This window comes from Flavobacterium sp. YO64, assembly GCF_004119505.1.
In the GTDB taxonomy this organism is placed as follows: Bacteria; Bacteroidota; Bacteroidia; order Flavobacteriales; family Flavobacteriaceae; genus Flavobacterium; species Flavobacterium oncorhynchi.
This window is the reverse complement of record NZ_NRQV01000007.1, coordinates 78,358-92,227: the sequence shown is the minus strand read 5'-3', so window position 1 is coordinate 92,227 and position 13,870 is coordinate 78,358. Positions and strand designations below refer to the sequence as shown.

Here is a 13,870-nt window from a genome sequence, read left to right as displayed (position 1 = left end):
TGAACTTACATAACTTATATTTTTTTGAACTAACTTATCCAACTTTGCCATTGTACAATTATTTTCCATTTACCGTTTATTTTTTTCAAATATATGGCTTGCCCACTTCCGCATAAACCACCACATTCGTAATCTAATTCGACATATGCATTTTGTTTGTCAGCGGAGAAAATAGGTATCGTCATTTCATAAAATCTTGATCGTTGCCTATTTTTACGTCTAATTTTGGTTTTTTCAATTGTAGTTGTGTTTAATTTTTCAACGATAGATTTTCCAATTTTTAGTTTATCTGGATTTGAATTTTGTTCTAACAGATACAAAGAATCTTTAGAGGAGAAAAAAGTTTGCCCTTTTATTTTACTAGGTGCCAATTGAGTAATATATATACCGCCAGAGAGAGGAGGAAGTAGTATAAAATCTTCGCTGTTTTTTTTCTGTGGAATATGTATTTTAAGCTTTCTAAGTTCACTGCAAAAAGCAGTTGAATCTTCACTTTTAGAAAAAACATCTAAACTATCTTGAATTATAATTGCTTCTACAATTTCGTTGATATCTTTAATTTGCCCAGAGGCTATGCTGGTTTTCTCTTTTTTGTTTTGACAGCTGCAAAAAGCAAAAATAAGCAGTATGTAAAGAATTGGTTTTTTCATGTCTAGATTTTAACGTCTTAAAGTAAAAGTAATGAATTAATGTTATGTTCTTTAAACAAATATATTTGAATCAAATTCTTGTATAAAAAAATATTCCGCCCCAAAATAGGAGCGGAATATTTACCATTTAAAAAAAAATCAAGAATTATCGCTATAACTCAAGTTATCGTTCTTAGAAAACACCAATGTAGTGGTTTCCTGCTTTGTTAACCAATTTTGCACCTTTTGTAACAGCACCTGTTGCAGCATTAATAATGTAAATATTTCCATCTTTACCAACTGGTGTAACTGCAATGTATATTTCATTTCCGTCAACTACAAAACCTTGGTATTGACCAAAATCTAAAGCTGTATCATAAGCAATACCTTCAACTAGTTTAGCAGTTTTTGTATTAAGGTCGATTCTCGCTACATAACCTTGGTTTGTACCTTCATAAGTATAAACAGCATAAGCAATTCCGTTTCCTACGTATCTCCATGCATCAATATAAGAACCTTTAACTCCAAGGGCAGTGTCTAAACTGAAAACATAAGAGTTGTCGTATTCATTGCTTTGGTTGATTTTTAAGATATAAGAACCTTTTTTAGTATCTCTTTGAGTTGCTTGGTAGATGTTTCCATCATTTGCTACAAAACTGTTGAAACTTCTGTATCCGCTTGTATCTCCAAAACCAACTGTCGAAGTAATTACTTTAGGGTTTTGTAATGAAGGATAATCAACAACAACAGATTTAGATCCTAAACGCTCATAATCACTTTCGACCAATCCTGTAGAAGGATTCGTTTTACGCATCCAAGTTCCAATGATTAATTTGTTTCCTGCTTTGTTTAATGTTGGTGCATCTAAACGGAAAATATGGTGACCTAAAGCTTCTTCAGCTGCAGTTAATGCAATTTCATATTGTCTGTAATCAGAAATTAAGAACTTTTGTAAATCAAGGCTTAAAACGGTTGCAGAACCTCTTGTATATTTATATGTTTTTCCATCTGTTTGTGTAATAACTGTAGGAGTAGTTACGTTTACTGCTACACCAGTTTTATCACCGTCAAAAAGTTTTACCCATCTAGGAGTTATTCCTGCATATTGAGAGATATTTACTGTTGTTCCTGATTGTGTAAAGCTTTTTCCTCCATTAACTTTGTAAGTCATGAATTCACCACCATTAGCACCACTATAGGTAATATTAAAAAGTGTGCTTCCATCTACAGACGATTGTAAACGAGCTGTTCTTGTTGATTGTACAGGCTCACCATTATCAAAAGCATTAATAGAAATGTTTGGGTTCTTTGCATCTTCTTTGCTAACAGAAAAAATTCTTGTACCACCGTTTCCGTCTCCAGGAATCGTTTGCATTAAAGCTCCTGCAACCGTTATCCATCGGTTTTCAGTAACTGGAGGCAATACAGATGGTCCCTCTTTATTATCATCACTGCTGCAGCTTGTAGTAAGGGCAAATGTGGTTAAAACCAATCCACATGCAAGTAGTTTAAATGTACTTTTTTTCATATCTATGTGTATTAAAAAATTAATTATTTACTAAAATTTATTGAGAGTGTAATTTAATTTTAAGTAGAAACCTCTTCCAGGTTTTTGAACAGCAAAGTTGTCGTAGACCTGAACATTTGTAAGGTTTTTGATATCAAAACTTGCTATAAATTTCTTGTTTGGAAATGTATAAGTTATCCCTAAATCCTGCGGAAATTGATTTGGTGTTTGATCGTTTTCACTTTCTTGCCATGTTGTATAAAATGCACCTACATAACCTGCATTGTAATAGAGATTTAATTCTGAATTTTTTTGCAGGATGTCTTTAAAATTATATTGAATATTACCATTTACAGTAAAATACGGCTCATTTGGTAATTGCTGATTGTAGTATTCTAACAACAGTCCTTTCTCATCGTATTTCGTTTTATACAGTGAATTAAATTTCGACATATTCATCGATACAAACAATCTGTTATTATTAGAGTATTCAGCCGAAAATTCATAACCCAAAGATTGCGCTGTTCCTAAATTTACAAATGGAGATGTCTGCAAGGCTTCATTTACACGATTACTAAATGCAAGTATAATTTTATCTTTAGAATTTCTCCAAAACCCAGAACCGTTAAAACTAAATTTATGATTGTTAATTTTATACGGCCCAAATCGTAAGCCTATATTTAAGTTATCACTTTGTTCTGGTCTTAATCCACTATTTGGTGTTTGATTTTCACTAGGATTACCAAAGATTTCACCTTCTGAAGGAAGTCTTATTGCTCTTTCTGCAGATAAATTAAACATCATTTTCGGAAAAATAAAATAAGATGAAGCTAATCCGTAACCGTAAAAAGTGGTATTGTTCTTTTCTAATTTTTCTTGAATAGTGGTTTGCTCTCCAGAATTAACTATTACTGGTGTTCTTTGTTCTGTTTTTTGATTGTATCTTTTTCCAAATAAGCTGGTTCTTAATCGAGAATTAAACGCTTCTAGTTCGTAAGCTAATGATAAAACGCTTTTTTCAAGGTCTCGTTTTTGCTGAAAATTCCTTTCCAGTTCAGATTTCATTTCGTCATAATCGTCTCGCTCAAAAGAGTAAAGCATACTGCTGAATACAAACTTATGATTCTCATTCAGCGAATAATTTAAACCTCCTCTGGTGCTAAAAATTTTACTGTTGATATGCAAGATAGTAGGTGCGCCTTGTTGCGCTCCGTAAGGTGATAAAATAGGTTCACCGCGAAGCCCCAATGTTTTTTCATTAAACCAGTTGTAATTCCATTTGACCGTATCGCTCAGTACTTCGTTTCTTTGGCTGAAAACAGAATTAACTGTAAACTCAAGTCCTTTTACAAGAAAATCTTTCTTACTGTAATTAATGCTTATTACTTTGGCATCAGACTCGGTAAATCGACCTTTATAAGGTCTTGACATTGCCTGTCCGTGCTGAATTTCATTATAATCATCAGAAGTATTAAAACCTATCAAGAACGTATCTGCCCAATTAACGTTTGTAAAACCCGCTTCAATTCGACCTCCATAAGAACGGTAAGCATCTTCAAAACGTTTTGCTTTAATAGGTGTTTTTTGTCCGTTTGATAAAATGTTATAGGCAAACTTTCCCCAAATTTCATAGTCATTATCAGAGTAATTATAAAAGCCGGAACCTTTTAAAGTAAAACCATTTTTATCTCGATAAGTAGTGTTAAAATTAGATTGAATCGTATTAAATGAACCATAAGATATAGATGCGTTTAGGGTGTTTTTAGCTCCTTTTTTTAGTATTACATTAATTGCACCGCCTAAAGCGTCATCTGCCAAATATGCTGGAACAACACCTTTGTAAACTTCAATACGTTCAATTAATGCTGGCGGGATACTGTTTAAACTAAATGAGGAACCGTAAGTTGAAATTGGAATACCATCAATAAATATTCGGATTGAATTACCCGTCATTCCGTTTAGGTTATAATTTACACTTGAACCTAAACCTCCGTTTTGTCGAACACGAACACCAACCGATTGTGCTAATAAATCATTAGTTTGAATGTTTCTTTTTGCTGCTTCTTGCGTTTCGATTACGTTTACAGAAAAACCTTTATCTATAATTTCTTTTTTAGCTGTCTTTTTAGTAATTACTACTTCATTTAAATGTTTAGTATCATTTTTTTTCTCTAATGTAATTGCAACTTGATGTGAAGAATGATTCAAATGAACTTCGATCATTTTTGTATTTGCTTCTAGTGAAGAAACTTCTAAAGTGTATTTTTTAAAAGGAAGACCTTTGATTTGAAATTTACCGTCATTGTCAACAATAGCGAATTTTTGTGTTCCTGAAACTAATACTGTTGCTCCAAAAGCTGTTTCATGTTTGCCAAATGTCACTTTTCCTGTAATCGTTCCGGTTTGTGACCATCCGGTAATTGTTACCATGAAAAAGATAAAATAAATAAACCTCATAACTGCGTGTAGTAAATAAATTGTGCAGCAAACTTATGAGTTTATTTAAATTTAATCTAAATAAACGAATTAGAAAATCATTAGATTTACATTAGAAAATCATTAGAATAGAATTAGAGTTTCTAATGTTGGAAAAACAAGAAAACAAAGGCCTTAAGGTAAAATGTAAGTGTCTTGTTATTAGTTTTTTACTTGTTTTGTATTTGGCAAAATAGAACAGATAAAACGAGAAAGAAAGTTAAAAAGTATCAATAATCGAATGTTTTAATCTTTTAAAATTAGAGACTATCCTTAAAGTTTTGCCTTGAAATGTTTAATGTTGAAGTTCTTCGATTTGATCACTTTTCCGTTGTCCGTAATCATAAGGCAGCTGTATTCTGGAAATTTTTGTAACAAGAGCAGACCGTCCTTCTGACCTAATACCATTAATGAAGTGCTTAATCCGTTTGCAGTTTCTGCATTTGGGCCAAAGATGGTAACACTGCATAATCCAGTTACAGGATAACCAGTTGCAGGATTTATAATGTGAGAATATCGTTTACCATTAAAAACAACAAACTTTTCATAACTGCCGGAAGTAGTTACAGCACCTTGATTTAAAGGCACAACTGCCAAGAGTTTTTCGGGTTTAAAAGGATTTGTAATACCTATTTTCCAGTCTTGACCATTAGGTTGTTTTCCCCAAGTACTCATATCTCCAGAACCATTAATAATACCGGCTTTAATGCCTTTTTCAAGCATCATTGTGCGGCATTTATCGGTAGCGTAGCCTTCGCCTAAAGCGCCAAAACCAATTTTCATTCCCTTTAATTTTAGAAAAATAGTCGATTGCACACTGTCTAGAATAATGTTTTTGTAACCAACTTTTTCTACAGATTTTTTTATGGCTTCCGCCGAAGGCATTTCGGTCATTGATCCGTCAAATTTCCAAATTCGATCCATCGCAGCAAAACTTACGTCAAAGCCGCCATTTGTTATTTCAGAAAATTTGATTGCTCTTTGCGTTAGTTCAAAAACTTCTCGATTTACTATAATTGGTTTAATTCCTGCATTTTGATTGACTTCAGAAACTTGTGAGGTTGATTTCCAATCTGAGATTAAATTCTCAATTCGGGTAATTTCGGCAATTACTTCGGTTATATTTTCTTCGGCAGTTAGAGAATCTTTGGCAACAATACTAATATCAAAACGACCGCCCATAAGCAGTGTAGTTCTTTTTCTCAAAACCTGCGAATGTGCTGATAAACCACATATTAGGACAAAAAGAATTAAATATATGTTCCCGTTTTTTCTAAGCATGAAAAATCTTTTTTGATAAAAATTTTATATTAAAAGTTGCTGTGGAGCACTATTTATAAAAACAATAATGAAGTACTAAGAATCTACAATCTAATAGCAATCCGTTAATAATTGTCCGTTATTTTTATAATGCATGAGATTTTCGGTTCCATTTACCAGACACAATTCATCAAGAATAGTTTCAACATCTTTTTGCATGGCAAGTGAACCGCAAATCATAATAACGCCGCCTTGTTTTAGTAAATCTATAAAAAATGCAGCGTCTCTTTTTATAAGATCCATTACATAAATATGTTCAGCTTCTCGTGAAAAAGCCAAATGAAAACTTGACAGCTTTTGTTTCTCAATCATTTCATCTGTAAACTTTTTGTAACCCGTTACAGTTTCTGTTTCCATTCTAAAACCGCAATACAAATGCGTTTCGGTTTTTTTCTTGTTTTGCTCGATCATTCCTAGAAAAGGAGCAATACCAGTTCCGTTTGAAATTAAAGCTGCTTTTGGAGCTTTTGTCGGAAAATGAAAAGCTTTATTATTGATAATTCTAGCTTTAATTACATTTCCCGGAGTAAGATTATTTAGGTAACCAGAACCCAATCCGTGTGGATGCAGTTTTACAACTAATTGTACATTTCCAGAATGATTTCCAATCGAGTAGAGGCGTTCTCGTGTGTCATTAGCAGGATAAATGGCTAATAAATCTCCAGAGTTAAATTTGGCGCGCATATTAGCACGTAATGTTACAAGAAAAGTATGTTCTTCCTCAGAAATTGCAGTTTTATCTAAAACCATTAATTTCTGCAAACCTTTTGGAACATGATTGTATAAAGAAGGTGTTGTGGCTAAAGAAATTCCAGTTTTGGCGCTCCATAATTTTACCCAGTTTACAAATTCAACAGCCGATTTATCATTCACAGTCTGTATTTCTAAAACACGTTCTGTCCAGTTTTGATTTTCTAAAAGCTGATCGATTTCAACAGCAAATTTGCAAAAATCAGGATAAGCAGTAGAACCAAAACCAACTACTGAAAACTTAATTTTCTGTTCTTGATTTTGCTTTTGCAGCAAGGCTTTAAATTTGCTTCCGTTTGACGGCGGATCTCCTAAACCATGTGTTGAAGAGAAAACTATAATATGTTCTGCTTTTGGATAAACCGAAAAACTATTCAATTCTGTAATAAAAGCTTTTTGACCTTGATCTATTAATTGTTTATGAATTGCATTTGCAAATCTAAAAGAGCTTCCGTTTTCAGAACCTACTAAAAGTATGTAATTGCTTTCGTGTGCTTTGAATTTGTTTTTGATTCGGCTTGATCTGCGTTTTAAAGTAATCGCAAAACCCGAATAAATAAAGAAAAGAATATTAATACAAGCAATGGCCAATATTACAGCCCAAACAGCATTAATTCTTCCTGTATGAAGATCAAGACTTAAAGCGGCAAATTGAGCAGTAATTGGCGACTGTTTCTCAGTAACGACAGTTCCTGTAACTTGATTTACTTCAATCTCTTTATTTTTTAATTGTATAATATAAAACTCTTCTGGATCATCAGTAAAAGGAAATTCGATTTTCTTTACATCTGAAAGAAGTGTGCTTTTAAAGATTGAAGTTTTTTTGGCTTCTGCCGAAAGTTCCGTTTTTACAGGTTTGGCTTTTTCATCGCCCATGAAGAAGTTGAATCTTTCAAGCGTTAAATAAGTTCCTGTTAATGCGATGATCAAAATCGGAATTAAAGTCAATCGCCCTAAAACAACATGGTAATACTGTGCGAAGTATTCTTTAATGACTTTGGAGAAAAAATTACGAATTCCTCTTTGTCTATTCAAAACAAGAGCAAAGCCCGAAATAGAAATAAGCACTAATAGAAAAGAAATAACACCAACAAAAAAACGCCCTGCTTCATGCAGGTTTAAAGAACGATGAAAAGCAGTTATCCATTGAATAAATTCGCTTTTTTTTGCAGGTGTTCCTAAAGTTTTACCTGTTCTTGGGTCAATGTAAGCGTTAATATCATTTCCATCTTCATCAATTGCCTGAAGTGTAACAAATTGATTATAATCGACACTTAATTCTGTAATTTCAGGATATATTTTTTTTAATGCTGGCAGCGTTTGCTCCAAGGTTATCGCATCAAAATTTTCGACTTTGTACGGAAGTGTTTTTTCCTGCAGAGCATCAACGGCAAGAATAATACCTGTTACAGAAGCTAAAAGCAGAAATATCGAAGAAAATAGGGCCAAGGCCAAATGTGCGTAACGCCAGAATGAAAGAGTCATTGAGTGTAATCTATTGAAATGTAATCAAATGTTTTAAGCTTTGCCAAAGTTTGAAAACCTTGACAAAGCTTGAATTTCAAGCAAATTAAATGCTTGAATAAATTATATTTTATTTAGTCGAACGTATCTGATATAACCTTTACCATCTGTTTTTGCGGCTAAACCTTCAGTAGTAAGAGGAATTTCAAGATCGCTTACATAGTATTTTTGATCTTCAACAGCTGATTCAAATCTTAGTTTGTAACCTTTGTTTATTTTAGAATTGTCAATTTCTATTGTTGTTATGCTTCGATCTCCGCCAGTTACAGAAGCACCTGTTTTGGCACTGATATCTTCGTTTTTCTTAGTTTGAAACTTATTCCATTCTTTTAACGATTTGTACCATTTTTTATCATCTCCCATTACATAAAGAGTTTTTTCGTAGTCGCCGTTAGCATTAACAAGTGATACCACAATATAAGCTCCTTCGCCCATATAATTAGCCATTTGAAGCATGCATTTGTATTTGCTTGTTTGTGCGTTTGCCTGAAATGAAATTAGGCAGATAAGAGCGCCTGTAAGAGCGATTTTAAGTATTGATTTCATTGAAATATGAGTTGTTATAAGTTATGAATTATAAGTTTTGAGTTTTGAGTTCTGTTTGATATAAAAAATAAATCTATACGCAAACTTACAACTCAAAACTGAAAACTTTTAAGGGTTATTTTAAAAATTCTACTGAGACGTTGTTTTTTGTAAGCGACTCGTTTTCTTTTGCTAATGCGTAAGCGCTTTCATCAAATTCTGTGGTTACCTCTTTTTTAGCACCTGCAGAAACAAGATATTTTAGAATAGAATCGTCTTTTGCAACCATGGCAGCTCTATGTAATGCTGTTAAGCCGTCTTTGTTTTTAGCATTGACATCAACTTTTAAGTCCGTTATTTTTTTAAGAAGAGAAATATCATTTTTTGGAATTGCTAAATGATATAAAGTGTTACCGTCTTTTTGGGCAGCAGCTAAATTTAATCCTTTATCTTGAAGTAATTTTGCTTTGGCGTCAAAAGGATCTTGTTTTGGTCCAGCTTCTCTGTCTCTTCCAGCTGGTCTGTAAGATTGAACAAGATAAACACCTAAATTATTTCCATCTTTATCAGTAACATTTACATCAGCACCTTTGCTCAATAATAAAGATACAGCTTCAGGAGTTCCTGAACGTACCGCAAAAGTTAAAGCGGATTCTCCTTTTAGGTTTTGAGAATTTACATTTTTTGCAAGCGGAAGTAATAATTCTAATACAGAAGTATCTTTTGCCGAAGCAGCAATCATTAATGGTGTTGTACCTTCTTTATTCGCTTTATTTGCATCAGCACCTTTACTTAAAAAGTATTTTACAATTTCAGTTTGATTTGGTTTTCCAGCCAAGAAATGAAGTACATTTTCGCCTGATTTGTTTTCTGCTGTAGGTTTAATTTTTACTTCTTCAACTAAATATTTATAAGTTTCCAGCGTATTTGATTCTCTACGACTTCCTTGTGCTGCAAAAAGCAAAGCATTGTCAGTTGGTTTTACACCTTTTGCCAAAAGTTTCTTTAAAAGATCAATATTTCCAGTTCTTGCTGCATATGTAAAAGCAGTGTTTCCGTCGTTATCAACATCTTTAAGAGACATTCCTTTAGTAGTAAAGTACTCCGCTGCTTTTAAATTTTTATCAGCAGGAATTGCTAAAAGTAATAAGTTAGCACCGCCTTGGTATTTTTTCTTCGGATTAACTCCAGCTTTAAAAAAAGCTTCGTACAAAGCAGGATCAGATTGACCATTAGATGCTGCAAAATCTACAGGAGTTGTGCCATGACTGTCTTCATAATTTACATCAGAACCTTTTGCAATTAAATATTGTACTAATTCTGTATTACCTCTATAAGCAGCCCAATGCAGGTAAATACGGTTATCATGAGTCATTTTATTTATTGGATTCCCAGATTGATCCAGCAAGAATTTGATGGTTGCAATAGGAGCATCATTGTTAATAGCTAAAGTAGTAACATCAAAAGCATTTGCATTTGCTTCTGCAGGATTGCTGCCTTTTGCTATTTCTGCTTTTACTACAGTTACATCAGGTGAGTTTTTCCAGAAAGATTGCTCTAGTAAAGTGTTTTTTTGCTGTGCATTAACAAACAAAACAGCTGTTAAAGCCAATGAAATAAAAAGATTCTTTTTCATAATTTATTATTGTTGTTTAACGTCCCTTTATATATGGGGATAATGATCTATTTAGAATAAATAAAAATAAAGGACAAATGTAAAGATTTATAGTTTTAAATCAAGTTTTATTGCTGTCAAAAAAAATAATTCTAATGATTTTTTAATGTTGCCTTTTTAGACGCTTTTGTAAAACCGTGGATTATCTTTTTTAGAAAGCTTAGATATCAATATTATATTTTGGTTTAAAGAGATCTAGAGGTTTTTGGTTTTTAGTTGCTTAAGTTCTTGATAAATAGTTTTTTATGTTTTGTTTTTTTTATAATGTAGATTGCTTTTTTTGATTTTTAGTTTGAAAAAGGGACAGGCTTTTTTTATGAATTATTGACGTTTGTGTTTTATTAAATAACAGATTTTAGAGGTAAAATTTGAAGTTAGCTGTTGATAAGTGTTTTTGAAAATTTGGTATTATTTCAGTTTTAATTGTTGACAACTCTATTTAGATTTAGTATAAATAGCTGATAGTTCAGCAAGTACTGAAAATTATGCACCTGTTGATAAGTAGTTTTTTTACCACTTTTTTGGGCTGCTTTTGGCTGTTGATAATTGATTGGTTTTTTAACATCAATCTTTGGTCAAAAATGGAACTGTGGGTTAATTTTGTAAGTATAAAAAATAAAGTAATTACCACTTCTAGACTTTCGTTTTTTATCTTTTTTTAGTCACCACTTAAATAGTATATATTATGTCTATATTTGATAAAAGAGTCAATTATAAGCCTTTTGAATATCCAGAGGTTTTACAATTTACCGAAGCTATAAATAAAGCGTATTGGGTTCATACAGAAGTTGATTTTACTGCTGATACTCAAGACTTTCATGCGCATTTAACATCAGCAGAAAAAACTGCAGTAAAAAATAGTTTATTGGCTATTGCTCAAATTGAGGTAGCCGTAAAAAGCTTTTGGGGAAATATTTATGAGCACTTCCCAAAACCTGAATTTAATGGTTTAGGAAGTACTTTTGCAGAATGTGAATTCAGACATTCAGAGGCATATTCCCGCCTGCTTGAAGTGTTAGGATACAATGATGAATTTGAGAAACTTTTAGACGTTCCAGTTATTCGTCGACGTGTAGAATATTTGTCAGATGTACTTAAAGATACTCGTTCGCAAGACAACAGAAAATATATGGTTTCGCTGATATTATTCAGTATTCTAATCGAGAACGTTTCACTTTTCAGTCAGTTTGCAATTTTGCTTTCATTTACACGATTTAAAGGTTACATGAAAAATGTGAGCAATATTATCGCGTGGACTTCAATCGATGAGCAAATTCATGCTAACGGCGGAATTTATATCATCAATAAAATTAGAGAGGAGTTTCCTGATTATTTTGACGAAGCAACTTTAACTCTTGTTAGAGAAACAGTAAAAGATTCAATTGCAGTTGAAGCAGATATTTTAGATTGGATATTTGAAGAAGGTGAGATTGAGAGCATCAAAAAAGGCGATTTAGTCAACTTCATGAAATTTAGAATTGATGAAAGTTTAAAACAAATTAATATTCCGACCATATTTGATGTAAAAGTGGAAGATTACAAAGCTTTGGCTTGGTTTGAAGAAGAAGTTTTTGCTAACAGTTTGGATGATTTTTTTGCTAAACGTCCTGTAGAATATACAAAACACGACAAAAGTATAACGGCAAACGATCTTTTCTAAAAGCAAAAATACATATGAATACAATAGACATAAATGAAGTAAATGATCTTCCGCAAAATGAAAATGGATCTAAAATGTGGTGGAAGAACTCAGAGAGTGAACAAATTTTAAATCGTGGTTATCTTTTAAAAGGAGAAACTGTTGAAGGCGCAATTGACAGAATATGTACTGCAGCGGCTAGAAGACTTTATAAACCGGAGTTAAAAGAATCTTTTGTTGAAATGATAGAACGTGGCTGGATGAGTATTAGTTCGCCGGTTTGGGCAAATATGGGAACCGAAAGAGGACTTCCAATTTCTTGTTTTAATGTACACGTTCCAGATAAAATTGAAGGAATTACGCATAAACTGGGCGAAGTGATTATGCAAACCAAAATTGGAGGAGGAACTTCTGGTTATTTTGGTGAACTGCGTGAACGCGGAAGTGCTGTAACAGATAACGGAAAAAGTAGCGGGGCAGTAAGTTTCATGAAGCTTTTTGATACTGCAATGGATACGATTTCACAAGGTGGAGTACGTCGTGGCGCATTTGCTGCATATTTAGATATTGATCACCCGGATATTGAGGAATTCTTGAAAATTAAAAGTATCGGAAATCCTATTCAGAATTTGTTTACTGGAATTTGTGTTCCTGATTATTGGATGCAGGAAATGATTGACGGTGACAGCGATAAGAGACAAATCTGGGCAAAAGTTTTAGAAAGCCGCCAGCAAAAAGGACTGCCGTATATTTTCTTTAGTGATAATGTAAATAAAAGCAAACCACAAGTTTATAAAGACAAGAATCTAAGAATTAACGCTAGTAATTTATGCAGCGAAATTATGCTTCCGTCAACAAGCGACGAATCATTTATTTGTTGTTTATCCTCAATGAATTTAGAGCTTTATGAAGAATGGAAAGATACTGAAGCTGTAAAATTGGCGATATTTTTCTTGGATGCTGTTTTGCAGGAATTCATCGAAAAGACAGAAGGGAACTATTACCTTTCTGCAGCAAATAAATTTGCAAAAAGACACCGTGCGCTTGGACTTGGTGTTTTAGGATGGCATTCGTATTTGCAGAAAAATATGATTCCGTTTGAAGGAATGGAAGCTAAAATGAAAACGACAGAAATTTTCAAACATATAAGTGATAAAGCAGATAAAGCAACGCAGGAATTGGCTAGAATTTATGGTGAACCAGAATTGTTAAAAGGTTACGGAAAACGTAATACAACAACAATGGCAATTGCTCCCACAACATCATCATCAGCGATTTTAGGACAGACTTCTCCAGGAATTGAACCTTTTAGCAGTAATTATTATAAAGCAGGTTTAAGCAAAGGTAATTTTATGCGTAAAAATAAATATCTGAAAAAGCTGCTTGAAGAAAAAGGTTTAGATAACGAAGAAGTTTGGAGAGAAATTATGCTAAATGGCGGAAGTGTTCAGCATATGTCACAGCTTTCTCAAGCTGAAAAAGATGTTTTTAAAACGTTTAAAGAAATCAGTCAGCTTGAAATTGTACAGCAGGCAGCAATTCGTCAGAAATTTGTAGATCAAGGGCAGAGCTTGAATCTTAATATTCCAGCAGAACTTCCAATTAAAGAAGTAAACCGTTTAATGATAGAAGCGTGGCAGTTGGGAGTAAAGAGTTTGTACTACCAAAGAAGCCAAAGTGTTTCTAAAGAATTAGTAACAAGTTTGGTTAGTTGCAGCAGCTGCGAATCATAAATATCAAAAGCCGAATCTAAAATTAAGATTCGGCTTTTTTGTTCATATTTATTTATCAATGGCTTCGACAGAAGCTCCAGAAAGTTTAGTGTA

9 protein-coding genes are annotated in these 13,870 nt (G+C 33.0%); 2 read left to right on the top strand and 7 right to left on the bottom strand.

Going from position 1 to position 13,870, the window contains the following annotated elements; genetic code table 11:
* Positions 1-29: 29 nt before the first annotated feature.
* The 7 genes from BOW57_RS06930 to BOW57_RS06900 all read right to left on the bottom strand — a co-directional run bounded on the left by BOW57_RS06930 (position 30) and on the right by BOW57_RS06900 (position 10,366).
* Positions 30-650 (bottom strand): hypothetical protein, encoded by a 621-nt coding sequence (locus BOW57_RS06930; RefSeq protein ID WP_129053519.1) that lies wholly within the window; start codon positions 648-650, stop codon positions 30-32.
* A 172-nt stretch (positions 651-822) separates the two neighbouring features.
* Positions 823-2,157 (bottom strand): hypothetical protein, encoded by a 1,335-nt coding sequence (locus tag BOW57_RS06925; RefSeq protein WP_129053518.1) that lies wholly within the window; start codon positions 2,155-2,157, stop codon positions 823-825.
* Between the two features lie 30 nt (positions 2,158-2,187).
* Positions 2,188-4,566 (bottom strand): TonB-dependent receptor plug domain-containing protein, encoded by a 2,379-nt coding sequence (locus tag BOW57_RS06920; protein ID WP_129053517.1) that lies wholly within the window; start codon positions 4,564-4,566, stop codon positions 2,188-2,190.
* Positions 4,567-4,884: 318 nt separating this feature from the next.
* Complete coding sequence (locus BOW57_RS06915) at positions 4,885-5,892, bottom strand: FAD:protein FMN transferase (RefSeq protein WP_129053516.1); 1,008 nt, start codon at positions 5,890-5,892, stop codon at positions 4,885-4,887.
* A 90-nt stretch (positions 5,893-5,982) separates the two neighbouring features.
* Positions 5,983-8,166 carry a PepSY domain-containing protein gene (locus tag BOW57_RS06910; RefSeq protein ID WP_129053515.1) on the bottom strand — a complete coding sequence of 728 codons (2,184 nt, stop codon included), beginning with the start codon at positions 8,164-8,166 and terminating at the stop codon, positions 5,983-5,985.
* 102 nt (positions 8,167-8,268) lie between these two features.
* Positions 8,269-8,751, bottom strand: coding sequence for a DUF2271 domain-containing protein (locus BOW57_RS06905; protein ID WP_129053514.1), 483 nt, complete (start codon positions 8,749-8,751; stop codon positions 8,269-8,271).
* A 115-nt stretch (positions 8,752-8,866) separates the two neighbouring features.
* Positions 8,867-10,366 carry an ankyrin repeat domain-containing protein gene (locus BOW57_RS06900; protein WP_129053513.1) on the bottom strand — a complete coding sequence of 500 codons (1,500 nt, stop codon included), beginning with the start codon at positions 10,364-10,366 and terminating at the stop codon, positions 8,867-8,869.
* Positions 10,367-11,090: 724 nt separating this feature from the next.
* Here BOW57_RS06900 and BOW57_RS06895 point away from each other — a divergent pair.
* Both BOW57_RS06895 and BOW57_RS06890 read left to right on the top strand, forming a co-directional pair.
* Complete coding sequence (locus BOW57_RS06895) at positions 11,091-12,065, top strand: ribonucleotide-diphosphate reductase subunit beta (RefSeq protein ID WP_129053512.1); 975 nt, start codon at positions 11,091-11,093, stop codon at positions 12,063-12,065.
* A 14-nt stretch (positions 12,066-12,079) separates the two neighbouring features.
* Positions 12,080-13,777 carry a ribonucleoside-diphosphate reductase subunit alpha gene (locus BOW57_RS06890; protein WP_129023148.1) on the top strand — a complete coding sequence of 566 codons (1,698 nt, stop codon included), beginning with the start codon at positions 12,080-12,082 and terminating at the stop codon, positions 13,775-13,777.
* Positions 13,778-13,870: the final 93 nt, after the last annotated feature.

What these genes read in the sequence shown, in the direction of transcription:
- BOW57_RS06910 (WP_129053515.1), bottom strand. Translation starts at nt 8,166, where the DNA reads ATGACTCTTTCATTCTGGCGTTACGCACATTTGGCCTTGGCCCTATTT.
- BOW57_RS06915 (WP_129053516.1), bottom strand. Translation starts at nt 5,892, where the DNA reads ATGCTTAGAAAAAACGGGAACATATATTTAATTCTTTTTGTCCTAATA.
- BOW57_RS06900 (WP_129053513.1), bottom strand. Translation starts at nt 10,366, where the DNA reads ATGAAAAAGAATCTTTTTATTTCATTGGCTTTAACAGCTGTTTTGTTT.
- BOW57_RS06895 (WP_129053512.1), top strand. Translation starts at nt 11,091, where the DNA reads ATGTCTATATTTGATAAAAGAGTCAATTATAAGCCTTTTGAATATCCA.
- BOW57_RS06930 (WP_129053519.1), bottom strand. Translation starts at nt 650, where the DNA reads ATGAAAAAACCAATTCTTTACATACTGCTTATTTTTGCTTTTTGCAGC.
- BOW57_RS06920 (WP_129053517.1), bottom strand. Translation starts at nt 4,566, where the DNA reads ATGGTAACAATTACCGGATGGTCACAAACCGGAACGATTACAGGAAAA.
- BOW57_RS06890 (WP_129023148.1), top strand. Translation starts at nt 12,080, where the DNA reads ATGAATACAATAGACATAAATGAAGTAAATGATCTTCCGCAAAATGAA.
- BOW57_RS06905 (WP_129053514.1), bottom strand. Translation starts at nt 8,751, where the DNA reads ATGAAATCAATACTTAAAATCGCTCTTACAGGCGCTCTTATCTGCCTA.
- BOW57_RS06925 (WP_129053518.1), bottom strand. Translation starts at nt 2,157, where the DNA reads ATGAAAAAAAGTACATTTAAACTACTTGCATGTGGATTGGTTTTAACC.